A 25,840-nucleotide genomic window follows, 5' to 3' on the forward strand; every position below is an offset into this window, starting at 1 on the left:
GGCGGCGAGGGTCCGTGGGGCGGCATGGGACGCGGCCGGCCCGGCCCGCCGCCGTGGGTGCACGACCTCATCCGCAGCTTCGGCGGTCCGTCGTTCGGGCCGGAGCAGCCCCAGAAGCCGCGACGGCCGCGCGCGCGCCGCGGTGACGTCCGCACCGCAATCCTCGACGTCCTCGCCGGCGATGAGATGAACGGCTACCAGATCATCCAGGAGATCGCCGACCGCAGCGGCGGCGCATGGAAGCCGAGCCCTGGTTCCGTCTACCCGACCGTGCAGCAGCTCGAGGACGAGGGCCTCGTCGAGGGACGCGAGGTCGACGGCCGTCGGCTCCTCCGGCTCACCGACGAGGGCCGCAGCTACGTCGAGGAGCACCCCGACGAGATGGCCGCCACGTGGGCTGCCTTCGAGTCCGGCGAGGAGGAGCCCGAGGACGAGGGCGGCTCGTCCGGCTCGGGTGGTGGCGGCGGAGACGGGATCATGCCCGTCGTCGGCCAGGTCATGGGCGCGATGTGGCAGGTCGTCACGACCGGCACCTCGCAGCAGCGGGCCGAGGCGACGGAGATCCTCTCCGAGACCCGGCGCCGGCTCTACCAGCTGCTGGCTGACGGCGATCCCGAGTGATCCGAACGCATCACGCGTAGGTGACTCCCCCAGGACCTCGTGCGAAGGTCCTGGGGGTTTCTTCTTCTCGTGCCGGGCGGGAATGCTCCACCCCTGGTTCGTGTTGCATACCCCATGGGGGTATAGTTGAGCAGAGCGAGAGGAGCGAACATGTCTGACCAGTCCGAGCGGGCCACTCGACCCGCCCACGAGACGACGTCGCACGACGGCCACCACGGGCACGGCACACTCCAGCAGGACGGCGGTCACGACGCGCACGGCGGTCACGACGCGCATGGGGCGATGGGCCATGCCGGCCATGGCGACCACGTGGCGATGTACCGGCGACTCTTCTGGATCATGCTCGCCCTGGCGGTGCCGACGGTCCTGCTGAGTGAGATGTTTGCCTCGATCGTCGGCTACTCACTCCCCCATGTCGGTGGCCTCACCTGGATCCCACCGATCCTCGGGACGATCATGTACGTCTGGGGCGGCAGGCCGTTCCTGACCGGCGCCGTGGGTGAGGTGAAGGCCCGCAAGCCCGGGATGATGCTGCTCATCGGCATGGCGATCACCGTCGCGTTCGTCGCCTCCTGGGGTGCAACCCTGGGCGTCTTCTCGCACGAGCTCGACTTCTGGTGGGAGCTCGCGCTCCTCATCGTCATCATGCTGCTGGGCCACTGGCTCGAGATGCGGTCGCTGGCGGCCACCTCGTCCGCCCTCGACTCCCTCGCCGCGCTCCTGCCCGACCAGGCCGAGCGGGTCGACGGCGACACCGTGACCACGGTCTCCCCGAGCGAGCTCCGCGTCGGGGATGTCGTCATCGTCCGGCCGGGCGGCCGCATCCCCGCGGACGGCGACGTCGTGGACGGCTCGGCGGACATCGACGAGTCGATGATCACGGGCGAGTCCCGCGCCGTCCGTCGAGAGGTCGGCGACCAGGTCGTCGCCGGCACGGTCGCAACCGACAACGCCCTCCGTGTGCGAGTGGATGCCGTAGGCGATGACACGGCCCTGGCCGGCATCCAACGGCTCGTCGCCGAGGCGCAGTCCTCGTCGACCCGGGCGCAGCTGCTCGCCGACAAGGCGGCGGCGTGGCTCTTCTGGTTCGCACTCGGGGTCGCCGTGATCACCGTCGTCGTCTGGAGCGCCTTCGGCACTCCGGAGGACGCCCTGACCCGGGCCATCACCGTCCTCGTCATCGCCTGCCCCCACGCCCTCGGGCTGGCCATCCCGCTCGTCGTCTCCATCTCGACGGAGCGCGCGGCGCGCGGCGGCGTCCTGGTCAAGGACCGCGGCGCGCTCGAGCGCATGCGACTCGTGGACACGGTGCTCTTCGACAAGACCGGGACGCTGACCAAGGGCGAGCCGGCCGTGCACGACATCCTCGCCACGTCGCTGGCCGAGGACGAGCTGCTCACGCTGGCCGCCTCGGCTGAAGGCCCGAGCGAGCACCCCCTGGCCCGAGCGATCGTTGGCGCGGCACAGAAGGGCGGGCTTCCGCTGGCCCGGGCGGCTGACTTCAGGTCGTCGAGCGCGGTCGGAGTCACGGCGACGATCGACGGACGGACGGTCAGCGTCGGTGGGCCGCACCTGCTCACCGAGCACGGCGTGGCACCCCTCGACCAGACGCGGGCATGGGCCGACGCCGGATCAACGGTCCTCCACGTCCTGGTCGACGGTGAGGTCGCCGGCGCACTGGCGCTGGCGGACGAGATCCGCGAGGAGTCGCGACAGGCCGTCGACGCCCTGCACCGCCTCGGCATCCGGGTGGTCATGATCACCGGCGATGCGGAGCCCGTTGCGCGCGCGGTGGCCGCAGAGCTCGGGATCGACCAGGTCTTCGCGGGCGTCCGCCCCGAGCACAAGAGCGACAAGGTGACCGAGCTCCAGCGGGAGGGACGCACCGTCGTCATGGTCGGCGACGGCGTCAACGACGCGCCCGCGCTCGCCCAGGCGGATGTCGGGCTCGCGATCGGTGCCGGCACCGACGTCGCCATCGCCTCCGCGGGGGTCGTCCTCGCCTCCGACGACCCGCGCTCCGTCCTGTCGGTGATCGAGCTGTCCAAGGCCGGCTACCGCAAGATGAAGCAGAACCTCTGGTGGGCCGCCGGCTACAACCTCGTCTCCGTGCCGCTCGCGGCGGGCGTCCTGGCGCCGATCGGGTTCGTGCTGCCCATGGAGGTCGGTGCCCTGCTCATGTCGCTGTCGACCGTCGTCGTCGCCCTCAACGCACAGCTGCTGCGCCGTCTCGACCTGCGCCCGGAGGCGAGCGCCGCAGCGGTGCAGTCGGAGTCGCCACCCGTGCCCGTGGACGCCTGACCCGCGCCGTTCGGGAACCTCCCGGGCTGCCGGTCAGAGGTCGCGGTGCTCAATCATCTCCTCCGTGTCGCCGCGGCGCAGGTTGAGGATGGCGACGACGAGGCCGCCCCACACCACGAGGATGGCGATCGCCATCATCACGATGGCTCCGGTGCTCATGCTTCCTCCCTCTCTTGACCGTGGACAGGTGTGTCAGGGCGCCAGGGGATCCGCGCCAGCAGGAAGCCGGCGACGAGTACCAGCAGGGCCGCCAGCCAGCCGAAGACGAGGACCATCCACCCCGGGTAGTCGCCGTAGGTCTCGTCGAGGACCGCGAGCAGCTCGGTGATGAGCACGTAGCCGAGGACAACCGGGGTGATGACCGACATGAGCACGATCCACCACCCGCGGACCGGCACGGATCCGTCCCTGTTGAGGTGGTCGCGCAGCTGCGGCAGCCCACGGACGACCCAGGCGACGACGAGCATGCTGACGACCGCGACGAGGAGGATCCCGAAGCGGTTGATGAAGTGGTCGACGATGTCGAGGACGTAGATCCCGCTCGTGGTGCTGAAACCGACGAGGCTGATGATCGCGCAGGGGATCGTCACGACCAGGGTGGCCCTGAGACGGGACGTCTCGAACTTGTCCCGCACCGCGGAGATGACGACCTCGAGGACACTGACGAGCGAGGTGAAGCCTGCGAGCACCAGGGAGAAGAAGAACAGGAAGCCGAGCAGGGCTCCTGCAGGCGCCTCGTTGACGATCGCCGGGAACGCGACGAAGGCGAGCCCGATGCCCGAGGTGGCCACCTCGCCGACGGCGACGCCGGACGCCTGCGCCATGAAGCCCAGGGCTGCGAAGACGCCGATGCCGGCGAGGATCTCGAACCCGGAGTTGGACAGGCCGACGACCATCGCGGAGCCCGTCATGTCGGTGCGCCGCTTCACATAGCTCGAGTACGTGATCATGATGCCGAAGCCGATGGACAGCGAGAAGAAGATTTGCCCGTAGGCCGCCGCCCAGACCGCCGGGTCGCCGAGGGCCGACCAGTTGGGCGCGAACAGGGCATCCAGCCCCGCCGACGCGCCGGTGAGCGTCAGCGCCTGGATGACCAGGGCGACGAACGCCAGAAGGAGGACGGGGATGAAGATCACGGACGTGCGGCCGACGCCCTTCTGGACGCCGAGCGCCATGACGACGATCAGGGCCCCCCACACGGCGAGCAGCGGCAGGATGATCCCCGGGACGAAGTCGAGGGACACCCCGGGGTCGCCCGCCTGGAGGTAGTCGCCGAAGAAGTAGGCGTCCGGGTCGTCGCCCCAGGTCCTGCCGAAGGAGAAGAACGCGTAGCTCAGCGCCCAGGCGATGACGACGGCGTAGTAGACCGCGATCATGAAGCAGACGCCGACCTGCCACCAGCCCAGGCCCTCCGTCCCCCTGGACAGTCGGGCAAAGGAGAGCGGTGCCGACCCGCGGTACTTGTGGCCGAGCGCGTACTCGAGGAAGAGGAACGGGATGCCCGCCGTGAACAGGGCCACGAGGTAGGGCAGCATGAACGCCCCTCCGCCGTTCTCATAGGCCACGTAGGGGAACCGCCAGATGTTCCCCAGACCCACGGCCGAGCCTATGGCGGCGAGGATGAACACCCGCCTGCTCGAGAACATCCCACGATTGGCTTCGCGCACGTCGTCAGCTGCGGTGCTCACGTACCCTCCCGGATCGAACCAGACTGGTTCCACCAGCATGGCTCGAAAGCGTGCTGTTGACCAGCGCCGACGTGACCGGCGCGCCGCAGTCCGCGAAGATGGCCGGGTGAACGTCAACTCTGGCGGTGATTCTGCGTCGGGCCTGCTCATCGCCGGAACCTCCTCGGACGCAGGCAAGTCCGTCATCGCGGCCGGCCTGTGCCGGGCGCTCGCGAGGCGCGGGGTCCGCGTTGCCCCGTTCAAGGCCCAGAACATGTCGAACAACTCGATGGTCTGCGCCGACGGCGAGATCGGGCGCGCCCAGTGGCTCCAGGCCGTGGCCGCGGGGGTCGAGCCGACCACTGCGATGAACCCCGTCCTGCTCAAGCCGGGGACGGACCGGCGCGCCTTCGTCGTCGTCCGTGGCCGTCCCGCCGGGGTGCTCGAAGCCGGGGAGTATGCCGCTGGGCGCGGTCACCTTCGCGAGGCCGCCTTCGCCGCCTACCGGGAGCTGGCCGACGAGTACGAGCTCGTCGTGTGCGAGGGAGCGGGCTCGCCGGCCGAGATCAACCTGCGGAAGGGCGACTACGTCAACCTCGGGCTGGCAAGGGAGTTCGGGTTGCCGGTGGTCGTCGTCGGCGACATCGACCGTGGCGGCGTCCTCGCGGCGCTCCACGGCACCTGGGCCCTGCTCGATGACGCCGACCGTGCGCTGCTCGCGGCGTTCCTCATCAACAAGTTCCGCGGCGACGTGTCGGTCCTGGAACCGGGACTCGACGAGATCACCCGCCGCACCGGGATCCCCTTCCGTGGGGTGATCCCGTGGCTCCTCGACGTGTGGCTCGACAGCGAGGACACCCTGGCCGTGGGGAACTGGCGGGCGCCGACGACGGCCTCACCCACGGCGCGGGACCGGCTCCGGGTCGCGGTCGTGCGCCTGCCTCGGATCTCCAACGCCACCGACGTGGACGCCCTGGCGGCAGAGCCGGGTGTTGACGTGCTGCTCACCGTGGACCCCTCCGTCGTCGAGGCTGCGGACCTCGTGGTGCTGCCCGGGTCGCGTTCCACCGCACGTGATCTCGCCTGGCTTCGTGAGCGCGGCCTGGCCGCGGCGCTCGTGGCGCGGGCGGCAGCCGGGCGGCCCGTGGTCGGCATCTGCGGTGGTTACCAGATGCTGGCGCGCGAGATCCGCGACGACGTCGAGGGCGAGGTCGGGCTCGTGCCGGGGCTGGGGCTGCTGCCGGTCCGCGTCGAGTTCGGCACGGACAAGCTGCTGCGACGGCCCACGGGGACGTGGCGTGGCCACCTCGTGGACAGCGCCTACGAGATCCATCACGGCATCGCCCAGGCCGTTTCCGAAGGGGAGCCCGAAGCGGAGCGCTTCCTCGACGGCTGGAGGGCCGGGGCGGTGTGGGGAACGATGTGGCACGGCACCTTCGAGAGCGACGGCCTCCGGCGCGCCTGGCTCAGCGATGTCGCGGCGCAGGCCGGCTCGGGCTGGCAACCGGCCGCGGACGCACCGGGCTTCCGCGAGCGCCGCGAGCTCATGCTCGACACCCTGGCCGACGCGTTGGAGGCACACGTCGACATCGCGGCCCTGCTCGCGCCGACCCGCGCGGCACGGAAGGAGCTGGCCCGATGATCAAGCGAATTCGAGTCATCGGCCTCGGCGTGGGCCACCCTGACCACCTCACTCGCGCTGCGGTCGCCGCGCTCAACACCGTCGACGTCTTCCTCCTCGCCGAGATCGGCGAGGGTGCGGCCGCCCGGAGGGCTGCGCAGCGTGCCCTCTGCGCCGAGATCGTCCCGGCGAACCATGGCCACCGGTTCGTGGAGGTCACCCGCCAGCGAACTGAGGCCGACAGCGAGACGAGCTCACCGGCATACGACCGCGGTGAAGCAGCGCTGGGAGGTCGCGTGGAGGCGAGTGTGGCCGCGCTCGGGCAGGCCGGCCCGCGCGAGGTGACGCTGGGCCTGCTCACGTGGGGCGATCCCGCGCTGGCCCGTGCGACGCTCGGGCTGGCGAACGGCCTGGCCGCCCACTTCCACGCGGATGTCGAGGTGACCCCGGGTCCCGAGGCACCCCAGCTGCTCGCTGCGGCTCACCGAATTCCTCTGGGGGGTGACGGAGCCGACGTACGCCTCATCTCCGGACAACGCCTCGTCGACTCCTACGAGCCGGCGATGGGCGACGCCGTGGTCGTCGGTGACGACCGCCTGCAGTGCCTTGAGCTCTCGGACCTCTTCCCGGATCTCGAGCTGTACTGGGGCGCGAACTTCGGGACTCCGGACGAAGTGCTCGTCTCCGGGCGGCTGTCGGAAGTCGCGGACGAGCTGCGCGCGGCGCACTCACGGGCGGCGGAAGCGCCCGGGTGGGTGTTGGACGCCTACGTGCTGCGACCGCCCGCGGGAGAGTCGGGGCAGCCGTCACCGTCCTGGCCAACCGTCGACTCGCTCTCGGACGGGGTCCTCACGCTGCGGCCGATGACCACGGCCGACTGGGACCTGCTGCTCGCCGAGAACAACAACGACGAGGCGATGAAGTGGGGGTTCACCGCCGAGCGGATGACGGAGCAGGGCGCACGGCAGGCGGCCGCACGGGCCGTGCGGGACTGGAGGAGCGGTCGGGCCGCACGCTTCGCCATGGTCGACGTGGCGTCGGGGGTCCGCGTGGGCATGATCTCCGTGCTGCGGATGGGACCGCCGGAGGTGGCCGTCATCGGCTACGGCGTGCTCCCCGAGTTCCGCGGCCGGGGGCTGACGGTGCGCGCGCTGGAGCTGCTCGTCGACTGGGCGTTCGCGACGACCTCGATCGCGCGCCTGGAGCTCGGCCACAAGCTCGACAACGTCGCCTCGGGCGTGGTCGCGTCACGGGCGGGCTTCGTGCGCGAGGGCGTGCTCGCCGGGCGGCTCAAGAACCCGGACGGAACCTTCTCCGACGAGGTGTCCTACGCTCGGCTCAGGCCGGGCCGGTCGGTCGGCTCCGCGACATGAGCCGGGCGCGGTGGGTGACGTCGGCAGCGGCTGCGATGACCGCGGACCCGAGGGCAGCCAGGTCGTGGTCGCCGACGAACACGACGGCCACGGCGGCCCGGCAATGGCCGTCGTCGTCGAGCACGGGCGATGCAACCGACTTCATGCCCGGGAGCACCTCGGACTCCGAGTAGGCCCACCCCCGCTCACGGCACTCGGTCACCTCGGGACGCTCGGGCTTGCCGTCGGCGACACCGGTCGCTGCGCCGGCGAGGAGCGCCAGGCCAGGGGCACCCCGGTGCACCGGGTGGCGCTTGCCGGGTCGGTAGGTGACGTGCGCGATGGCGGATCGCGGCTCGACCACCGACACGGTGACGGCCTCGTCGTGGTCCCGGATGACCAGGAACGCGGTCATCCCGGTGTTGTTGGCCAGCGCCTCGAGGACCGGCTGCGCCGCCGACCGGACCTCCGGGACGACGTTCGTGGCGAGGACCGCGAGTCCGGCCCCCGGCAGCCAGGCGCCCGAGGAGTCACGGTCGACGAGTCGGCGGTTCTCGAGCGTGCGAAGCATCCGGTAGGTGATCGAACGGTGCAGGCCGAGGGCCCGTGCGACGCCGGAGGTCGTCATCGGCTCGGCCGCCGCGGCAACCAGCTCGAGGGCGCGCAGGCCCCGGTCAAGGGTTTGCGAGGCGGGAGCGCCGTCGCCCACCACTGCGCCGGCGGTGATGGTAACGGTTGGGGACTCGGGTCTTGTCACCGCTCGCCACCCCTCCTACTTTGGACCTGATATCGAAAACCTCTGTTCGAATATTGAACACGAGGCGCAGAGTCCCCGCCAGATGTCGCACTGCTCTCCGTGCCTGACCAACGCCACAACGACGTGGCAGATGGGATGATTCATGACCCCCCGTATCGCTCCCCCATCCTCCCGGCGCACGCTGATCCGGGTGTCTGCCGTCGTCGCGAGCGCCGCGCTCGTCCTCGCCGGCTGCGCCGAGAGCGACGAGACGCCCACCCCGGCAGGCACCGCCGGGGGCGGCGCCGAGCAGGGCCCCATCAAGATCGGCGCGGTGCTCGACATCACCGGCGCCGGCGCCACCCTCGGCGTACCCGAGCGACAGACCCTCGAGATGCTCGCCGAGCAGGTCAATGCGGACGGCGGCGTCAACGGGCGCCAGATCGAGCTGACCATCGAGGACAACCAGTCGACCGAGGACGGCGCGGCCAAGGCCGTCAACTCCCTCATCTCGAGCGAGCAGGTCGACCTCATCCTCGGCGCGTCGCGCACCGGGCCGAGCCTCGCGATGCGTCCCATCGCCGAGCAGGCCGAGATCCCGATGATCTCGCTGGCGGCGAACCAGGCGATCGTCGACGGCAGCACGTGGGTCTTCAAGACCGCGCAGAACGACCGGGTCGTGATCGAGAAGCTCGTTGACGACATGACGGCCAAGGGCTACAAGCGGATCGCGCTCGCCCGCGACGCCTCCGGCTTCGGCGAGGGGGTGGCCGAGATGCTCGCCGAGATCGGAGAGCCCTCCGGCATCACTGTCGTCGTGACCGAGAAGTTCGCGCCCGACGCGACGGACTTCACCGCGCAGATGGTCAAGATCCGTGACGCGAACCCGGACGCCACCCTCATCTGGGGCATCCCGCCGGCTGCCGGCCTCGCCCAGAAGGCCTACCGCCAGCTCGGGATCGACGCCCCGGTGTACCAGTCCCATGGCATCGGCAACCAGGCCTTCCTCGACACGGCCGGCGACTCGGCCAACGGCCTGCTCGCCCCGCTCGGGCGCATGCTCGTCGCCGACCAGCTGCCGGAGAACGACCCGCAGAAGCCCGTCGTCACGAAGTTCATCGCGGACTACAAGGCCAAGTACGGCCAGAACCCGTCCACCTTCGCCGGACACGCCTACGACGGCTTCATGATCGCGGTCGAGGCACTCAAGACGGCCGGCACCGACAAGGCCAAGCTGCGCGACACGATCGAGAAGATCTCGGACTGGCCCGGCGTCAGTGGCGTGTTCACCATGACGCCCGAGGACCACTCGGGTCTGACGAAGGAGGCCCTCGTCATGGTGGAGGTCAAGGACGGGACCTGGTCGGCCGCCGGTAGCTGATGAGCGACTTCCTCCAGCTCGTCTTCTCGGGCCTGGCCCAAGGGGCGATCTACGGCCTCGTGGCCCTCGGCTTCGTCGCCGTCTTCTCGGTGCGCGAGATTGTCAACCTGGTCCAGGGTGAGTACGCAGCGCTCGCCGGGCTCACGGCCATCAGCGTCGTGGGCACCGGCCTGCCGCTGTTCGTCGCCGCCGCCGTCGCGGTGGTCGTCGTCGTCCTCGTCGCCGTTGCGCTCGAACGGCTGACCATCGCGCCGATCAAGCGGATGACGCCGCTGCTGTCGATCATCCTCACACTCGGCGTCTCCACCGCCGTCAAGGCCGCGATGCTGCTCATCTGGGGCCCCGAGGCGCTTCGCCTCGAGCCCTTCCCCGGGTCCGACTTCACCATCGGCGGCGTGAGCATCCGGGCCCAGGAGCTCTGGATCCTCGGTACGGCCGCGGTCCTCGGCTTCCTCGTCGTGCGGTTCTACGAGCACACCCTGCAGGGCAAGGCGCTGCGGGCGTGCGCGGAACAGCCCACGGCCGCCCGGCTCGTCGGCATCTCACCGCGCACGGCGACGATGGTCGCCTTCGCGATCGCGGGGCTGGTCGGGGCGACGGCCGGCGTCGTCGGGGCGCCGATCTACCTCGCGTCCTGGACCTCCGGTCTGACACTCGGGCTCAAGGGCTTCGTCGCGGCCACCCTCGGCGGACTCGTGTCCTTCCGTGTCGCCATGCTCGGCGGGCTCATGCTCGGTGTCCTCGAGAACCTCGTGGCCGGCTACGTCGCCTCCGGTTACCGCGACGCCGTCGCCTTCGTGGTGCTCCTCCTCGTGCTGCTGATCCGGCCCCAGGGGCTGGCACTCAAGGCGAGTGGGGTGCGCGTGTGACCGCCGTCTCGGGCCGGGGCCAGCTCCGCCGTATGCCGCTCACCTCCTCGCGCTGGGGCCGCTGGGTGCCGTTCGTCCTCCTCACGGTGGCCCTCGTCGTCTTCCCGCTCGTCGCGTCGACCGCCGTCGTCAACGTCGGGGTCTACGCGCTCATCTACGGGCTGGCCGCCATCGGGCTGTCCCTCCTGATGGGCCTCGCCGGGCAGGTCAGCCTCGGCCACGCGGCGTTCTTCGCGGTCGGCGCCTACACGCAGGCGCTGCTCGTGACCAAGGCCGGCTGGTCGATGTGGCCGGCCGCCGTCGTCGCGACCGTCGCGGCGATGGTCGTGGCGCTGCTCGTGGGCCTTCCCCTGCTCCGGCTGCGCGGGCACTTCCTGGCCCTCGCCACGCTGGGTCTCGGGATCATCGTCACGGTCGTCGTGCGGGAGCTCGAGATCACCGGTGGTACGTCAGGGCTCTACGGGATTCCCAAGCCGGAGTTCGGCGGTCGGCTCTACAACTCGGCCCAGGAGTACTTCTGGCTGCTCTCGCCCTTCGTCGTGGTGGGGATGCTGCTTGCCACCAACCTGGTCCGCAGCCGGATGGGGCGGGCGCTCGGGGCGGTGAACGACTCCGAGGTGGCCGCGGAGTGCCTGGGTGTCGACACGTTCGCGCTGCGCCTTCGGGTCTTCGTCCTCGCCGCCGGGTACGCAGGTCTCGCCGGCGTCTTCTACGCCCACTGGCTCGGCGTCGTCTCACCGGAGGCGGCCGGATTCGAGCTGAGCGTCGAGATGCTCCTCATGGTCGTGCTCGGTGGCCTCGGGAGCGTTTGGGGCGCGCTGACGGGCGCCATCGCCGTCAGCGCCATGGACGAGGGGGCGAGGGACCTCATCACGGCCCTCATTCCGGGCGCGAGCGGCGAGGTGCAGCTGCTCGCCTTCGGCGTCGTCCTCGTCCTCGTCATCATCCTCGTGCCCGGGGGTCTCGCCCAGCTGTGGCACCAGCTCACCGCGGCGCGTACTGCACACTCGACTGATGGGGCGGCGGCGGCAGGAACTGCACCATCCACCGAGTCCACCCCTTCCCCGAGCGTGCCGAACGCGGCCCCGTCCGGTAGCCGGCTGGCCGGGCTGCTCGAGGGGGCTGACCTCCCAGAGCGGGGATCGCCCCTGCTTCTTGTGCGGGACCTGACGAAGCGGTACGGCGGCGTCACCGCACTGGACCACGTCGATCTCGACGTCGCAGCGGGCGAGATCGTCGCCCTCATCGGCCCCAACGGCGCGGGCAAGACGACGGCCTTCAACATGATCAGCGGGGTGCTGCCGCCCACGTCGGGCACGGTGACCCTGCGCGGTCGGGAGGTCCAGGGCCAGCGACCGCACGTCGCCGCCTCACTCGGTGCGACCCGCACGTTCCAGAACCTCCAGGTCTTCAGCAGCGCCACCGTTCTCGGCAATGTCAAGGTCGCCCGCCACCTTCGGAGCCGGGCCGGGATCCTTCGCGGGATGGGGGGACTGGCCCGGAGCGAGGAGCGCAGCATCGACGCGGCCGCACGCGAGGCCCTGGAAGCATTGGGCCTCACCGACCACGCGGACCGTCCGGTCGCCGACCTGCCCTTCGGCATGCAGCGCCAGGTCGAGATCGCGCGGGCGCTCGCGCTCGGCCCGGCCCTGGTCATGCTCGACGAGCCGATGGCCGGGCTCTCCGGATCCGAGCGCACCAGCCTGTCGGAGCTCTTGCGCGAGGCGAGCCGGGCCGGGGTCGCGGTCCTCATCGTCGAGCATGACGTCGAGGCGGTCCTCGCGCTCGCCGATCGGGTCGCCGTCCTCGATGACGGCCGGCTCATCGCGCTTGGCGGGCCGGAGGAGATCCGCAACGACCCGGCTGTCATCGCCGCCTACCTCGGCGTCGCCGCCGAGGACGAGAGCCTGGTGCGGCAGGCGGCCGCGCGGGTCGAGGGCGAGGTAGGGGCATGAGCGCCGCCCCGAACCGGGCAGGGATGGCGCAGGACCCGGCTCAGGCGGCCGGTGGCCTGCGTGTGGAAGGGCTGCGAGCGGCATACGACCGGCTTGAAGTGCTCCACGACGTCACGGTCACCGTGGATCGCGGCGAGCTGGTCGCCGTCGTCGGCGCCAACGGGGCCGGCAAGTCGACCCTGCTGCGGTCCGTCTCGGGACTGCTCCGTCCCACTGCCGGCACCGTGACGCTGGGGGGCGAGGACGTCACGCGGCTCGGGGCCGAGCAGATCGCCGCGCGCGGGCTGACGCACGTGCCGGAGAACCGTCTCGTCTTCCCATCGCTCACCGTCGAGGACAACCTCGCCCTGGGTGGGTGGGTGCGGATGCGGGACAAGGGGTATGCCGCTCGGCGGGCTGCCGCTCTGGAGCTCTTCCCCCGCCTCTCGGACCGGATCAGCCTGCCGGCGGGCGCCCTCTCCGGCGGCGAGCAGCAGATGCTGGCCATGGCTCGTGCGCTCATGGCGGATCCGTCTGTCATCGTCCTCGACGAGCCGAGCCTTGGCCTGGCACCGAAGGTCATCGGCGAGATCGTTGCGGCCCTGGCCCACCTGCGCGACGACCGCGGACTTGCCGTGCTCCTCGTCGAGCAGAACGTGCGGGCGGCCTTCCTGGTCGCCGATCGCGTCGTCGTGATGGACCGCGGCAGGGTCGTCGCCGAGGGAACACCGCATGAGCTGGCGAGGGACGACCGAGTCCGGCAGGCCTATCTCGGCGGCGGCACGACGTCCTCGAGCGCCCTTCTCGATGTGGTCGAACCGGAGACCAAGGAGGAGTCATGACAGCGGAGTCCAGCAAGCCGTTCGCCTCGTCCGCCGACCTGGTCGAGAAGGTCGAGACCGTGGAGGTGCTCGGCGAAGGCGTCTATGCCCTGACCGCAGAAGGGGACCCCAACGTCGGCGCGATCGAGGGCGAGGACTTCCTCGTCTGCTTCGACGTCCGGGCCACGCCGGCCGCGGCGCGTGAGTGGCTGGCCAAGCTGCGCGAGCACACCGACAAGCCGGTGCGCCATGTCGTGCTGTCCCACTACCACGCCGTGCGAGTGCTCGGGGCCAGCGCCTTCGAGGCAGAGGAGATCATCGCCCATGAGTCGACGCGGCGCCTCATCGACGAACGGGGCGAACAGGACTGGCAGAGCGAGTTCGGCAGGATGCCGAGGCTCTTCAAGCAGCCGGAGGAGATCCCTGGACTGACCCACCCCACGATCACCTTCGCCGATGAGCTGTGGATTCCCCTCGGGGGAAACCGTGGCGACCTCATCCTGCGCTGGTGCGGCCGTGGCCACACGGAGGGTGACGTGGTCGCGTGGTTGCCCAAGCAGGGCGTGCTCTTCGCCGGCGATCTCGTCGAGTCACAGGCCGCGCTCTACACGGGTGACGCCTTCCATCGCGACTGGGCGACCCACACCCTCGATGCAGTCGCGTCGTTCCGGGCCGAGGCGCTCGTCGGTGGCCGCGGTGCCGTCGCTCGCGGACGGGAGGCGGTCGACGCCGCTGTCGCCCAGACGCGGCACTTCCTCGAGGTGCTCATGGAGCAGGTCACGGCGGTGCACCGCGGGGGCGGTTCGCTCAAGGACGCCTTCGACGCCGCCCACGCCGCGCTCGTCGACGAGTACGGCCGCTGGCCGATCTTCGAGCACTCGCTCCCCTTCGACGTCTCCCGCTACTGGGACGAGCTGAACGGGATCGAACGACCGGTGATCTGGACGGCGGAGCGTGACCGCGAGGTGTGGGACCAGCTGCAGCCATGAGCGTCCTCGTCCTCGGGGCCGGGCCGGTCGGCCAGACCGCGGCCCTGGCCCTGGCCCGATGGGGCATCCCGGTCGTGGTCCTCGACCAGCGACCGGGACGGGACCTCGTGGGGTCGAAGGCGATCTGCCAACAGCGCGACGTCCTGGACTTCTGGGCCGAGCTCGGCGCCCGGGCGATCGCCGACGAGGGCCTGACGTGGTCGCGAGCCCGCACCTTCCACCGGGACGAGGAGCTCTTCGTCGTCGAGCTGAGCGATCCGGGGCGATCGCCGTTCCCGCCATTCGTCAACATCTCCCAGGCCCGGACGGAGGAGGTGCTTGACGAGGCGATCGCCTGCCAGCCGCTCATCGAGGTGCGGTGGTCGCATCGCATCGCGGCGATCTCCCAGTCCCCCACCTCGGTGACGGTGCACTGCGAGACTCCCGACGGCGAGGTCGAGGTGACGGGTGACTACGCGATCGCCTGCGCCGGGGCCCGAGCCTCCGACATCCGGACCATGCTCGGTGTCGACTTCGAGGGGACGTCGTTCAGCGACGCCTTTCTCATCTGCGACATCGAGGCGACCTTGCCCGGCTGGGAACAGGAGCGCCGGTTCTACTTCGACCCGGTGTGGAATCCCGGTCGGCAGGTGCTGATCCACCCGTGCCCCAAGGGCCTCTACCGGATCGACTGGCAGGTGGAACCGGACTTCGACCTCGACGCCGAGCGCTCCTCGGGGCGGCTCGATCACCGCATCCGGCAGATCATCGGCGAGTCGCCGTACCGTGTCGACTGGTCGTCGGTCTACCACTTCCACGCGCGGATCGCGTCGCGCTTCCGGGTGGGCCGGGTCCTCCTGGCCGGAGACCTGGCCCACCTCGTGGCACCCTTCGGGGCCCGCGGCCTCAACTCCGGCGTGCCCGATGTCGAGAACGCTGCCTGGAAGATCGCGTGGACGCTGCGGGGCTGGGCTGGCCCGGAGCTGCTCGAGAGCTACGCGACGGAGCGGCGCGCTGCGGCGGTCGAGAACCTCGAGGTCACGACGGCGACGATGGACTTCCTCGTGCCGCACTCGCCCGAGGCCAGGGCACGGCGTGCCGACGTGCTCAAGGCTGCCCGTCACGACGTGACTGCGCGGGCCCACGTCGACTCCGGCCGCCTCTCCGAGCCCTTCTGGTACGTCGACTCGCCGCTGACCACAGCCGCTCCCGACCGCACGTGGCCGGGGCGGCCCGCACGCGGCGCGCCGCCAGAACCGGTGCCCGGGGTGATCCTGCCCGACGCTCCGGTGGACCGGGCCAGCCGGACCGGCAGCACCCACGTCCGACAGCTGGCCCGAACCGGTCTGCTCGCCCTGGCCGGCCCTCGAGCCGACCTCGCGGCTGTGACAGCAGCCCTGCGCGAGGGCGCGGGAACGGCACCACACACGGTTCTGGCCCTGGGGGAGGCCGAGCCAAGCGGCATACTGCTCGATTCGCTGAAGGCGCACCCTGCGGACGTCTGGCTCGTGCGGCCTGACGCGCACACCTGCGCCGTCGTGCGCGAGCCGAGTGAGCTGACAGCCGCTGCTCGCCGCGCCCTCGGCCATCCTGGCTGACTCAGCCGGCCCGCTCGACCCAGGCGAAGGGCACCGAAAGGACGCCATCGGGCACCCGGACTCGATAGCGCGTGCGCCCGCGCTCGACGATGTGCCCCACCACTCCGTCGAACTGGCCGGGTGCGGCGACCCGGACCACGGCGCCGGGACGCAGACGACCGGGCAGGAGCTGGGGCAGCCCCAGCTGAAGGGCATCCAGCTCGGCCACGTAGTTGGGGTGCATCGGGACCCGCTGCCCGAGGTACGTCCAGTCGAGGACGCGCGCCTGCTCCAGGCCGGCACACCGGGTGCAGATGGCCACCCTCGTCGGCATCCGGTGTCGGGTCGTCTCGTGCCCGTTGGCGCACCTGCCCAGCCAGGCACCGGTGACTCCGGGGGCCTCCACGGAGGAGCAGCGCTGGCCGGAGCAGCCGATCTCGAGCGCTTTGGCGCGCCAGACCGCGTCGTGGCCGTGGCCCGGGCCGACCAGCGCATGGGCGATCTCGTGCAGGATGGTGTCCCGGACCTCGGTCTCGGGATGGAGGCGGGTCAGGTGCGTGCTCAGCGAGATCTCCCGTCTCGCCGGACGGCACGCGCCCGCTCTCGTCCTCGCCCGGTCCAGGTTGAGGACCCAGTCGCTCAGCCCGTGTGAGGCCATGAGCTCTCGGCCCAGTTTCAGTGCAGCGCTCAACTCCATCGTCATCCCAACTGGTCGGTGCCCCGGCCAGAAACCTAGGGGACGGCGCCGACAGCGTCTGAGCCCCCCTGCCGCACCCCGCTCCGCAGATGCGGTTCGGAAGCGAGCCGTGGGTGTTTGTGCAGCGAGAGAAACCGCTCCGGCGCAGGGAGATCGGTCCCGCCATCCTCGATCCACGTCAGGGTGGAGCGTCGGGCACGGCCGATGAGCTCCGCCGCCCGACCGAAGTCGATCGCCGAGACGGCGAGAGGGCAGAGCGGCGGCAGCACCCGAACGGCAACCTGGCCGGCCATCGCGACGACGTCGTGGATGGCGCGCTGCTCCAGCAGCAGGGTCAGGGCGTGCAGGGCCATCGCGGCCGCCGACCGTGGTGGCTCGGCGAGTGCGCACGGCGTGCCGGTCGGGAGCAGGTAGACGACCTCCGCTCCCAGCGCCACGGCCTGCGTCACGCCGGCATGTGGTGCGAGGGCACCGTCGACGAGCAGCCGATCACCGAGCCTCACCGGAGGAAAGACCCCCGGGATCGCGGCACTGGCGAGCACCCCGGTGACGACCGACCCCTCGCTGATGAGCACGTCGCGACCGCTCATCAGGTCGGTGGCGACGAAATGCACCGGGATGCTCGCATCGGCAAGGACGTCGAACCCTGCGTGGCGGCGGACCAGGTCGCCCAGCCGATCGGGAGACGACACCGCCGCGTCCCGGCCGAGCAGGGCGCCGAGCACCCGACGCAGGTCGACGGGGAACGCGTCAGCTCGCCGCAGGGAGCGCCAGACGTCGGCCAGCGCCTCGAGCGACGCCGAGGAGGTCCCGTTTCCCGCGACCCAGGCCGCGTTCATCGCTCCCGCCGAGGTTCCCACGAGCAGGTCAGGCCGGATGCCCTGCTCGGCCAGGGCCTGGAGCATCCCCACCTGGACGGCGCCCAGGCTGCCCCCACCGGAGAGGACGAAGGCGGTGGTCCTGGCGCTCATGTCCGTTGGTGGCGGCCGGGAGGCAGGCCCTTACCGTGAACCACGCCACACCGGTGGCTCCCACCCCCGTGTCTCCGACTGGCGCTCGGCACCGAGGCTTCCCGCGCACGGACGTACGGCGCGTGGCGTGGTGACCACGTCAGCGATACTCCTCCTCGTCGATGCCGGCGAGGCGCGAGGGATGCACCTCGGCCCCCAGGGTGAAGAAGCGTTGGAAGCTCATGATGAGCGGACGCCAGCGGGTCGGGTCGATGCGCCGGTCGCTGCCAGCCGTACGGATCGACGGGTGCACGTGCACGTGCTCGACGTTGACCTGGACGACGGCGTGGTCAGTCAGGGTGACGGCCTCGAGTGTGGCCTCCATGGCCACCGGGCACTCAGCGGCCAGGGGCGCGGCGACCCGCCGACCAGGCAGCGGCGTCAGCCCGGCACGGGCGAACTTGTCGCGCGAGTGGACGTAGCCGTTGGCGGCCTTCCACGGCGGGACGGGATCCGCGCCCGTCGTCAGCGCCAGGCGATCGACGGCCCCGACCTGGTCGGGACCCGGGAGGTTGAGGACGCACTCGCCGGTGCGCTGCAGGTTCGCCAGGGAGTGCGACGTGAGGCCGAAGCCGAGGGTGGCCGTGTGTCCGAGCCAGAAGGCGGACGAGATCGGGGCCAGGTTGGCGCTGCCGTCCTCGTTGAGCGTCGAGACCAGGACGACAGGCGTGCCCCAGTAGAGGATCGCCGGATCGACGAGGTCGTGGGAGTGAGTCGGGGCTGCATCAGGCGCGGGCACCAGCTCTGCCGCCATCACCGCAGTCGTGGTGGGGTATGTCATGCCCTGAAGACGCCGGAGGTGCCGGGGCCGTGAGGTCGCCCCTCTCACGGGTCGAGGCGGGCTGCCGTGCAGTGATCCGCGGGACGGCGTGGCCCGTACGCCCGAGCGTTGACGACGTGGTCGCTGGGTGCACCGATGCCGTCCGCATGGCGAGAGCCATGGGACGTCCGACCCCTGACCGGCTCGGTCGCGTCGAGGTGTGCCAGACGCCCCAGCACGTGCGGAGGCCCGGTCGATGGCCGAGGGGCGCTGTCGACGCGGCACGATGGAGGCCATGACGACCGCAGAACCACGGCGCGCATCGCCGAGCGACCGGCCGCTGCCGCCATACCTCACCGCCACCGCTGACGAGCTCACCGCGGAGCGGGTCGCAGGGGCCGACGAGGACGTCCACTTCACCGAACGCGTTGCGGCCGCAGTGATCGAGCGCCTCACCAGTCCGGGCGACCTCGTGCTGGACCCGTTCGCCGGGTTCGGCACCACCTTGGCCGTGGCAAACCGCCTGGGTCGCAGAGCAGTCGGCGTCGAGCTGCTACCCGAGCGCGTGGCGCTGATCCGCGACCGGGCACCGGGTTGCACCGTCATCGAGGGAGATGCCCGCGGCCTGCATGAGCTGGTCGCCGAGCCCGTCGACCTGTGCCTCACCTCACCGCCATACATGACGGCCAATGCGCACCCGCACAATCCGTTGACCGCGTACGAGACCATCGACGGCGAATACGGCACGTACCTCGAGCACCTCGCCCGGCTCGCTCGAACCGTTCGCGAACTGCTTCGGCCCGGCGGGCACCTGGTCGTCAACGCGGCCAACATCCGGTACGTCGGTCAGACGACAGCGCTGGCGTGGGACGTCGCTCGGGCGGTCGGCCGCGTCCTGCCGTTCCTCGGCGAGACGGTCATCGTCTGGGACGCGCTCCCCCACGACCTGACCGGTGACTACCTGCTCACCTTCCGCCGCGACGCGTGAGCGAGCTTCCCCTGGAAGCCGGCTCAGCGGCATACGGCCGATTCCGTATGCCGCTGAGCTGGGACCGCGCGTTCGCCGCCTTGGGCGCTTGGCTCAGCGCGCGTGCTTGGCGAGCTGGAGCCAGGTGTCCACGACCGTGTCGGGGTTGAGGGACATCGACTCGATCCCCTCGTCGAGGAGCCACTCGGCGAGGTCCACGTGGTCGGACGGACCTTGGCCGCAGATGCCGACGTACTTGCCCTGCGCCTTGCAGGCCTGGATTGCCAGGCTGAGCATGCGCTTGACGGCAGGGTCACGCTCGTCGAACGATCCGGCCACGAGCGCCGAGTCGCGGTCGAGGCCGAGGGTCAGCTGTGTCATGTCGTTGGAGCCGATGGAGAAGCCGTCGAAGTGCTCGAGGAAGGCGTCCGCGTCGACCGCGTTGGACGGCACCTCGCACATCATGATCACCTGCAGGTCGTTCTCGCCGCGGCGCAGTCCGTGCTGGCCGAGCAGGTTGATGACGCCCTCCGCCTCGGCGACGGTGCGCACGAAGGGAATCATGAGCTTGACGTTCGTCAGGCCCATGTCGTCGCGGACCAGCTTCATCGCCTCGCACTCCATCGCGAAGCACTCGGCGAAGTCGGGCGAGAGGTACCGCGAGGCGCCCCGGTAGCCGATCATCGGGTTCTCCTCGTGCGGCTCGTAGCGCTCGCCGCCGATGAGGTTGGCGTACTCGTTCGACTTGAAGTCGGACAGGCGGACGATGACCGGCTCGGGAGCGAAGGCGGCAGCGAGCATCGCGACCCCCTCCGCGAGCCGCCTGACGAAGAAGTCGCGCGGGCTGTCGTACGCGGCGATGAGCTCGGTGATCTCTTCGCGGAGCGCGGGCTCCTGGTCGTCGAGCTCGAGCAGCGCCCGCGGGTGGATGCCGATCTGGCGGTTGATGATGAACTCCAGCCGGGCGAGGCCGATTCCCTTGTGCGGCAGGCGAGAGAACTCGAAGGCCTGCTCGGGGGTGCCGACGTTCATCATGATGTTGACCGGGATCTCGGGCATCTCGTCAAGGGCCGTCTCGGTGACGGTGAAGTCACGCAGCCCGTCGTAGACGAAGCCGGTGTCGCCCTCGGCGCAGGAGACGGTGACCTCGCGGCCGTCTGTGAGCTCGGCCGTGGCCGCGCCCGTGCCGACGACCGCCGGGATGCCGAGCTCGCGGGCGATGATCGCGGCGTGGCAGGTGCGCCCGCCGCGGTTGGTGACGATGGCGCTGGCGCGCTTCATGATCGGCTCCCAGTCGGGATCGGTCATGTCGGCGACCAGCACCTCGCCGGGCTGGAACTCGTGCATCGTGGAGACATCGGTCAGCACGCGGACGGCGCCGGCGCCGACCTTCTGTCCGATCGCCCGGCCCTCGACGACGACCGGACCGCGCTCGTTGATCCGGAAGCGCTGCAGCGTGGAGGAGCTGACGCGGGACTTCACCGTCTCGGGGCGCGCCTGGAGGATGTAGAGCCTGCCGTCGACTCCGTCGCGGGCCCACTCGATGTCCATCGGGCGGCCGTAGTGCTCCTCGATCTTGACGGCGTGGCGGGCGAGCTCGGTGACCTCGTCGTCGGAGAGGCTGAACCGACGCTGGTCGGCGGCGTCGACGGGCACGAACTCCGTCGTGCGGCCGACCGACGCGTCGTGCGTGTAGACCATCTTCGTCGCCTTGGCGCCGATGCCGCGCTTGAGGATGGCGGGACGGTCCGCGGCGAGGGCCGGCTTGTAGACGTAGAACTCGTCCGGGTTGACGGCCCCCTGGACGACACCCTCACCCAAGCCGTAGGCGCTCGTGATGAAGACGGCGTCGGGGAAGCCGGACTCCGTGTCGATGGTGAACAGGACGCCGGAGGCACCGATGTCGGAGCGGACCATGCGCTGGACGCCCGCGGAGAGCGCGACGACCGAGTGGTCGAAGTTGCTGTGCACGCGGTAGGCGATCGCGCGGTCGTTGTAGAGGGAGGCGAAGACGAGCTTGATGGCGTGCAGGATGTTGTCGATTCCGCTGATGTTGAGGAAGGTCTCCTGCTGGCCCGCGAACGAGGCGTCGGGCAGGTCCTCGGCGGTCGCGCTGGACCGGACCGCCCAGCTCACCTCCTCGCTGCCGGCCGAGCCGACGAGCTCGGCATAGGCGCCGCGGATGTCCTGCTCGAGGTCCGCGGGGAACTGCTGGGCCTCGACCGCGTCACGGATCTCCTTGCCGACCTCGGCCAGACGCCGGACGTCGTCGACGTCCAGCTCGGCGAGCAGCCCGTTGATCCGGTCGGCGAGGCCGTGGTTGGCGAGGAAGCGGCGGTAGGCGTCCGCCGTCGTCGCGAAACCGTCCGGGACCGACACACCCGCTTTGGACAGGTGCTGGACCATCTCGCCGAGGGACGCGTTCTTGCCTCCGACTGACTCGACGTCGTCGAGGCCGAGCTCGCGGAACCAGAGGATGTTGGCGGTCATGGGTTGTCCTTTCGTGGCGGAGACGGTGGCGGTGCCGCCCCTCAGGCGAGGTTGTTCATTCGTCTGGTCTGCATGATCACGGCTGCCATCTCCTCGACCGACATCGACGCGGAGTTGATCGAGGGGATGCGGTGGTGGTGGTAGAGAGCCTCCGCCCGTCTCAGCTCATAGCTGCACTGGGCGAGCGAGGCATAGGTCGAGCCGGGTCGGCGCTCGCCGCGGACCTGGCTCAGCCGGGCGGCGGTGGAGACGAGGCCGAAGCATCGCTCCGCATAGGCACGGATCGGCCGCGGTAGGTCGCTCGAGCGGAAGTCCTCCTCGACGAGCGGGTAGTTGGCGACCTTGATGCCGTGCTGGAGGGCGAGATACATCGAGGTGGGCGTCTTGCCGCAGCGTGATGGGGCGATGAGGATCAGCTCGGCCTGGGCGAGGTTCCGCAGGCTCTGACCGTCGTCGTGCTCCATGGCGAACTCGACCGCCTTCATCCGCTGCTCGTAGCGTCGCGGGTCACCGAGCCCGTGCAGTCCGGCGCGGTTGTGGCTGGCGTTGACGTGCAGCACGCGCTCGATCGCGTCGAGGTGCGAGCCGAAGAGGTCGATGAAGGCGCACCTGGTCTGCTGCAGCTCGGTGCGTACCTCCTCGTCCGCCACCGTGGAGAAGACCAATGGCGTGACGGAGTCCGTCATCGCGGCGTCCACCTCGGCCACGACCTGGCGCGCCACCTCCACGGTCGTGATGAAGGGAATCTTGCGCCGCAGGAAGCGGACGGTGGGGAACTGGTTGAGCATGAGGTTGCCCAGCGTCTCGGCAGAGATCCCCGTCCCACCAGCGAGGAAGAACACCGGTGTATCGGCGACGCGGTCGGGTGCGCTCACTTCGCCACTGTGCCACAGCGGACGAGCACGATGGTGCTGCGTCCGCGCCTGCGGAACGGTGGGGAGTGCTCCCCATCGCCGTCGCCCCCGGCCGCGGCTGGGGTCGCGGGGAACGAAAGGGGGACGAAGGTGGCGATCTACAGGAAGGGCGCGGATCCCGAGGCGCTCGACCGGTCGAGGTGCTCGGCTGCCACGGCCCCACCGTCTCACGGCATCGGCGCGGTCACGGCAGCGGAGTTGCCGTCCCGGGGCGAAATGGACTGGCCACGTTGAGCGCGAGCGGCAAAGGTGGCCGGGTGCGACTTCATGCGGACCAGCTCGAGCTGAGTGACGAGACCGTGGCTGCCCTCGTCGCCGAGCAGCTACCAGACCTGCGCGGCGCGCGTCTCTCCCGCGTGCCGTCCAACGGCACGGTCAACCTGCTCCATCGGCTGGGCGAGGAGCTCGTCCTGCGCTTCCCGATGCAGGGCGACGACCCCGACACGGTGTGGGCCGAGCTCACCGAGGAGGCGGACAACGCGCGGCGGCTCCTCGGCCGGCTGCCCGTGAGCTCGCCCGAGCCCGTGTCGATCGGCGAGCCGGGTCACGGTTACCCCCTGCCGTGGGCGGTCTACCGATGGTTGCCGGGGTTGCCGGCTTCGCAGGCCGACCTGGCGGGCTCGGTCCCCTTTGCCGAGCAGCTCGCCAGCCTCGTCCTCGCCCTGCGAGAGATCGACACCGAGGGCCGGGCGTTCATGGGCGAGAGACGCGGCGGCCGGCTCAGCGACCATGACGCGGGCGTGAGGCGTTGGCTCGGCCAGTCGCATGGACTGATCGACGTGCCGGAGGTAGAGGCGCTCTGGGCGAGGCTGGCTCGCACGCCCCGGGACGACGCGCCCGACACGTGGACGCACGGTGACCTCATGCCCGACAACCTCCTCGTGCAGGGCGGTCGTCTGTCGGCTGTCATCGACGTCGGACTCGCCGGTCCCGCTGACCCAGCCCTCGACCTCCAGCCGGCCTGGAATCTGCTCGGCCGAACTGCCCGGCGAGCATTTCGCGAGGCGCTCGCGGTCGGGGACGCCGAGTGGGACCGTGGCAAGGCGTGGGCGCTGGCCCAGGCGAGCGGCTGCCTGCCGTACTACCGGGTCACGAATCCTCCGATGTCGCGCCTCGCGCACCGCACCCTGACGGCCCTCCTCGAGGACTCCTAGCACGGCAGTCCCATCCGGACAGGCAATGTCGATGGTCCTGCCAAGAAGTTGTGGAAGGCAATGACCCCAAGTCGTGCCTGAAACGCTCAGACGCACACGTCCAGACGGCCGGCACTCTCGACGTTGGGCCGGGGGCCGGAACCCGCCGTGGGCAGGTGGTCAGCTCAGCGGCATACGGCATGGCCTCGACACGGGGAGCTAGCCGGCATCCGTCCCCCGCTCCTGCCGACGATCGGAGAGGTCAGGTAACGGAGGGACCGGCGGGACCTGGAAGCCCTCGATCGGTCGTCCGTGCGTGTGCTCGTACCACCTGGCGTAGGCCGCCACCGCGGTTGGCAGCGTCGCAAAGATCAGCTCCGGTCCGACCTTGTCGATGAAACCCGCGGCGTCGAGCGAGTCGCGCATGTCCTGCTTCACTCGCGCCATGGCAAACCGGATACCGTCGCCCTCCAAGGTGATCCGCAAGGTGTCGAGCGCATCCACGGCCGTGAGGTCGACCTCCGTGTTCGCCTCGGCGTTGAGCAGGAGCCACTCCACCGACCCGACCCGTTGTGCGTCGGCCACGGCTTGGAGAGCGCGCTTCACGAAGTCGTGGGAGTTGGCGAAGAACAGCGGCGAGTCGTAGCGGTAGACGACGAGCCCCGGCACCTGCACGGCGTTCGAGTAGTCGTCGATGTCGTGCATCCCAGCGACGTTGTGGACGTAGCCCAGCACGCCGTCGTGCGGGTGCACGATCCGGCGCAGCAGGTCGAGCACGGAGAGGCCGACGGCGACACCGATGCCCGGCAGGACCCCCAGGACGAGGACCGCGGCGGTGGTCGACAGCGACAGGACGAGCTCGCTGCGCCGGAAGGCGGTGATCCGGCGCAGCTCCGCGATGTCGATGAGTCGCAGTGCCGCGTACACGACCACGCCGCCGAGGGCTGCGGCGGGAAAGGTGGCCAGGACCGGGCCGAGCCAGAGTAGCGTCGCAACGATCACGACGACCGAAACGAGGGAGTGGAGCTGCGTGCGCGCACCCATGGAGTCGGCGAGGGCGGTGCGGCTACCGCTCGAGCTGACCGGGAACCCCGACACCAGGCTCGACGCGACGTTGCCCGCGCCGAGGGCGAGGAACTCCTGGTTGCTGTCGATCGTCTCGCGACGCTTCAGCGCGAAGGCGCGCCCCTCGAGCACGTTGTCGCTGTACGCCACGGCAGCGACTCCGAGGGCGGCCGGGAGCAGCGTCCAGATCTCGACGTCCCCGAGACGGGGCACGCTGACCGGCGGCAGCCCACGGGGCACCGCGCCCACGACCGCGACGCCTTGCTCGACGAGCCCGAAGACCTGCACGACGGCCGCTGCGGCAAGCATCGCGATGAGCGGCCCGGGCCATCGTTTCGCCCATCGCCCGAAGGCGAGCAGCGCAATGAGGACGGCCATCGCAAGGGCGAAGGTCGGCCAGTGCAGCTCGTCCAGACGCGTCACCGTGTCCCAGAGCTGCTCGAGGAAGGACTCACCAGCGACGTCGATGCCGGTGATCTTGCCGAGCTGACTGACGATCATGAGCGCTGCGATGCCGGCCATGTAGCCGACGAGGACGGGCTTGGACAGCAGCTCTGCGAGGAACCCGAGGCGAGCGAGCCAGGCGAGCACGCAGACGATCCCGACGGCCAGGGCCAGCAGGGCCGCGATCTCGGCGTGACGACCGCCGGCCGCTCCCGCGATGGCGCCGACCCCGGCGGCGGTCATCAGGGCCGTCGTCGACTCGGGACCCACGGACAGCTGCCGCGACGAGCCGAGCACGGCGTAGACGACCAGTGCTGGGGCCGATGCCCACAGCCCCGTGATGGCCGGCAGGCCGGCCACCTCGGCGTAGGCCATCACCTGCGGAATGAGGTAGGCCGAGACGGTGACGCCCGCGAGGATGTCGCCACGGAGCCAGACCCGGTCATAGGACAGGAGCACGCCCAGCCCCGGAGCGAACCGCACCCACCGGGCCTTCCGTCCCTCGGTCACCT

The 25,840-nt window shown here is 70.6% G+C and carries 21 protein-coding genes; 12 read left to right on the forward strand and 9 right to left on the reverse strand.

The genetic code is table 11. The features are described from left to right. The coding region (locus VJN29_RS02805) for a PadR family transcriptional regulator (RefSeq protein ID WP_324142050.1) at positions 1-621 on the forward strand (621 nt) is incomplete at its 5' end. 150 nt (positions 622-771) lie between these two features. After that, positions 772-2,922, forward strand: a complete 2,151-nt coding sequence (locus tag VJN29_RS02810) for a heavy metal translocating P-type ATPase (RefSeq protein WP_324142051.1) — start codon at positions 772-774, stop codon at positions 2,920-2,922. Positions 2,923-2,955: 33 nt separating this feature from the next. On the opposite strand, the gene VJN29_RS02815 is transcribed toward VJN29_RS02810, so the two are convergent. Next, complete coding sequence (locus VJN29_RS02815; protein ID WP_324142052.1) at positions 2,956-3,081, reverse strand: methionine/alanine import family NSS transporter small subunit; 126 nt, start codon at positions 3,079-3,081, stop codon at positions 2,956-2,958. Then, positions 3,078-4,610, reverse strand: coding sequence for a sodium-dependent transporter (locus VJN29_RS02820; protein ID WP_324142053.1), 1,533 nt, complete (start codon positions 4,608-4,610; stop codon positions 3,078-3,080). The genes VJN29_RS02815 and VJN29_RS02820 overlap by 4 nt, the downstream gene beginning before the upstream one ends. Positions 4,611-4,716: 106 nt before the next feature. On the opposite strand from VJN29_RS02820, the gene VJN29_RS02825 reads away from it, so the two are divergent. Beyond that, on the forward strand, positions 4,717-6,231 hold the full coding sequence (locus tag VJN29_RS02825; RefSeq protein ID WP_324142054.1) for a cobyric acid synthase: 1,515 nt from the start codon (positions 4,717-4,719) through the stop codon (positions 6,229-6,231). After that, on the forward strand, positions 6,228-7,583 hold the full coding sequence (locus VJN29_RS02830; protein ID WP_324142055.1) for a GNAT family N-acetyltransferase: 1,356 nt from the start codon (positions 6,228-6,230) through the stop codon (positions 7,581-7,583). Before VJN29_RS02825 ends, VJN29_RS02830 begins: the two co-directional genes overlap by 4 nt. Here the strand turns inward: VJN29_RS02830 and VJN29_RS02835 are convergent. Further along, positions 7,549-8,319 carry an IclR family transcriptional regulator gene (locus VJN29_RS02835; protein ID WP_324142056.1) on the reverse strand — a complete coding sequence of 257 codons (771 nt, stop codon included), beginning with the start codon at positions 8,317-8,319 and terminating at the stop codon, positions 7,549-7,551. The two genes, VJN29_RS02830 and VJN29_RS02835, sit on opposite strands and share 35 nt — an antisense overlap. A 142-nt stretch (positions 8,320-8,461) precedes the next feature. Here VJN29_RS02835 and VJN29_RS02840 point away from each other — a divergent pair, with 142 nt between their 5' ends. From VJN29_RS02840 to VJN29_RS02865, 6 genes are read left to right on the forward strand one after another with little or no spacing between them, the layout of a single operon-like run. Continuing rightward, the gene (locus tag VJN29_RS02840) at positions 8,462-9,679 is read left to right on the forward strand and encodes an ABC transporter substrate-binding protein (RefSeq protein WP_324142057.1); all 1,218 of its coding nucleotides are present in this window, start codon (positions 8,462-8,464) and stop codon (positions 9,677-9,679) included. Next, a complete protein-coding gene (locus VJN29_RS02845; RefSeq protein ID WP_324142058.1) occupies positions 9,679-10,548 on the forward strand; it encodes a branched-chain amino acid ABC transporter permease in 870 nt (289 codons plus the stop codon). Before VJN29_RS02840 ends, VJN29_RS02845 begins: the two co-directional genes overlap by 1 nt. After that, positions 10,545-12,503, forward strand: coding sequence for a branched-chain amino acid ABC transporter ATP-binding protein/permease (locus tag VJN29_RS02850; protein ID WP_324142059.1), 1,959 nt, complete (start codon positions 10,545-10,547; stop codon positions 12,501-12,503). Before VJN29_RS02845 ends, VJN29_RS02850 begins: the two co-directional genes overlap by 4 nt. After that, entirely contained in the window at positions 12,500-13,324 is an 825-nt protein-coding gene (locus tag VJN29_RS02855; protein ID WP_324142060.1) for an ABC transporter ATP-binding protein, read from the forward strand. Before VJN29_RS02850 ends, VJN29_RS02855 begins: the two co-directional genes overlap by 4 nt. After that, positions 13,321-14,292 carry an MBL fold metallo-hydrolase gene (locus VJN29_RS02860; RefSeq protein ID WP_324142061.1) on the forward strand — a complete coding sequence of 324 codons (972 nt, stop codon included), beginning with the start codon at positions 13,321-13,323 and terminating at the stop codon, positions 14,290-14,292. The genes VJN29_RS02855 and VJN29_RS02860 overlap by 4 nt, the downstream gene beginning before the upstream one ends. After that, positions 14,289-15,869 carry an FAD-dependent monooxygenase gene (locus VJN29_RS02865; protein WP_324142062.1) on the forward strand — a complete coding sequence of 527 codons (1,581 nt, stop codon included), beginning with the start codon at positions 14,289-14,291 and terminating at the stop codon, positions 15,867-15,869. Before VJN29_RS02860 ends, VJN29_RS02865 begins: the two co-directional genes overlap by 4 nt. A gap of 1 nt (position 15,870) precedes the next feature. Here the strand turns inward: VJN29_RS02865 and VJN29_RS02870 are convergent, their stop codons facing one another. The 3 genes from VJN29_RS02870 to VJN29_RS02880 all read right to left on the reverse strand — a co-directional run bounded on the left by VJN29_RS02870 (position 15,871) and on the right by VJN29_RS02880 (position 18,336). Continuing rightward, positions 15,871-16,551, reverse strand: a complete 681-nt coding sequence (locus VJN29_RS02870) for a SprT-like domain-containing protein (protein ID WP_324142063.1) — start codon at positions 16,549-16,551, stop codon at positions 15,871-15,873. 29 nt (positions 16,552-16,580) lie between these two features. Further along, positions 16,581-17,516, reverse strand: coding sequence for a patatin-like phospholipase family protein (locus VJN29_RS02875; protein WP_324142064.1), 936 nt, complete (start codon positions 17,514-17,516; stop codon positions 16,581-16,583). A 139-nt stretch (positions 17,517-17,655) separates the two neighbouring features. Beyond that, a complete protein-coding gene (locus VJN29_RS02880; protein WP_324142065.1) occupies positions 17,656-18,336 on the reverse strand; it encodes a flavin reductase family protein in 681 nt (226 codons plus the stop codon). Between the two features lie 274 nt (positions 18,337-18,610). Between VJN29_RS02880 and VJN29_RS02885 the strand changes: the two genes are divergently transcribed. Then, positions 18,611-19,303, forward strand: a complete 693-nt coding sequence (locus tag VJN29_RS02885) for a TRM11 family SAM-dependent methyltransferase (protein ID WP_324142067.1) — start codon at positions 18,611-18,613, stop codon at positions 19,301-19,303. 93 nt (positions 19,304-19,396) lie between these two features. Here the strand turns inward: VJN29_RS02885 and ppsA are convergent, their stop codons facing one another. Together ppsA and VJN29_RS02895 are read right to left on the reverse strand one after the other, a co-directional pair. Then, entirely contained in the window at positions 19,397-21,772 is a 2,376-nt protein-coding gene (ppsA, locus tag VJN29_RS02890) for a phosphoenolpyruvate synthase (protein WP_324142068.1), read from the reverse strand. A 41-nt stretch (positions 21,773-21,813) separates the two neighbouring features. Further along, positions 21,814-22,647: a pyruvate, water dikinase regulatory protein gene (locus VJN29_RS02895; RefSeq protein ID WP_324142069.1), complete on the reverse strand. Its 834-nt coding sequence runs from the start codon at positions 22,645-22,647 to the stop codon at positions 21,814-21,816. A 296-nt stretch (positions 22,648-22,943) separates the two neighbouring features. Between VJN29_RS02895 and VJN29_RS02900 the strand changes: the two genes are divergently transcribed. Then, positions 22,944-23,840 (forward strand): aminoglycoside phosphotransferase family protein, encoded by an 897-nt coding sequence (locus tag VJN29_RS02900; protein ID WP_324142070.1) that lies wholly within the window; start codon positions 22,944-22,946, stop codon positions 23,838-23,840. A gap of 198 nt (positions 23,841-24,038) precedes the next feature. On the opposite strand, the gene VJN29_RS02905 is transcribed toward VJN29_RS02900, so the two are convergent. Then, complete coding sequence (locus tag VJN29_RS02905; protein ID WP_324142071.1) at positions 24,039-25,838, reverse strand: SulP family inorganic anion transporter; 1,800 nt, start codon at positions 25,836-25,838, stop codon at positions 24,039-24,041. Positions 25,839-25,840: the final 2 nt, after the last annotated feature.

Origin of the sequence: Intrasporangium sp., from assembly GCF_035280925.1 — a bacterium.
GTDB lineage: Bacteria > Actinomycetota > Actinomycetes > Actinomycetales > Dermatophilaceae > Intrasporangium.

What these genes read in the sequence shown, in the direction of transcription:
- VJN29_RS02810 (WP_324142051.1), top strand. Translation starts at nt 772, where the DNA reads ATGTCTGACCAGTCCGAGCGGGCCACTCGACCCGCCCACGAGACGACG.
- VJN29_RS02815 (WP_324142052.1), bottom strand. Translation starts at nt 3,081, where the DNA reads ATGAGCACCGGAGCCATCGTGATGATGGCGATCGCCATCCTCGTGGTG.
- VJN29_RS02830 (WP_324142055.1), top strand. Translation starts at nt 6,228, where the DNA reads ATGATCAAGCGAATTCGAGTCATCGGCCTCGGCGTGGGCCACCCTGAC.
- VJN29_RS02840 (WP_324142057.1), top strand. Translation starts at nt 8,462, where the DNA reads ATGACCCCCCGTATCGCTCCCCCATCCTCCCGGCGCACGCTGATCCGG.
- VJN29_RS02845 (WP_324142058.1), top strand. Translation starts at nt 9,679, where the DNA reads ATGAGCGACTTCCTCCAGCTCGTCTTCTCGGGCCTGGCCCAAGGGGCG.
- VJN29_RS02855 (WP_324142060.1), top strand. Translation starts at nt 12,500, where the DNA reads ATGAGCGCCGCCCCGAACCGGGCAGGGATGGCGCAGGACCCGGCTCAG.
- VJN29_RS02860 (WP_324142061.1), top strand. Translation starts at nt 13,321, where the DNA reads ATGACAGCGGAGTCCAGCAAGCCGTTCGCCTCGTCCGCCGACCTGGTC.
- VJN29_RS02865 (WP_324142062.1), top strand. Translation starts at nt 14,289, where the DNA reads ATGAGCGTCCTCGTCCTCGGGGCCGGGCCGGTCGGCCAGACCGCGGCC.
- VJN29_RS02870 (WP_324142063.1), bottom strand. Translation starts at nt 16,551, where the DNA reads ATGACGATGGAGTTGAGCGCTGCACTGAAACTGGGCCGAGAGCTCATG.
- VJN29_RS02875 (WP_324142064.1), bottom strand. Translation starts at nt 17,516, where the DNA reads ATGAGCGCCAGGACCACCGCCTTCGTCCTCTCCGGTGGGGGCAGCCTG.
- VJN29_RS02880 (WP_324142065.1), bottom strand. Translation starts at nt 18,336, where the DNA reads ATGACATACCCCACCACGACTGCGGTGATGGCGGCAGAGCTGGTGCCC.
- VJN29_RS02885 (WP_324142067.1), top strand. Translation starts at nt 18,611, where the DNA reads ATGACGACCGCAGAACCACGGCGCGCATCGCCGAGCGACCGGCCGCTG.
- ppsA (WP_324142068.1), bottom strand. Translation starts at nt 21,772, where the DNA reads ATGACCGCCAACATCCTCTGGTTCCGCGAGCTCGGCCTCGACGACGTC.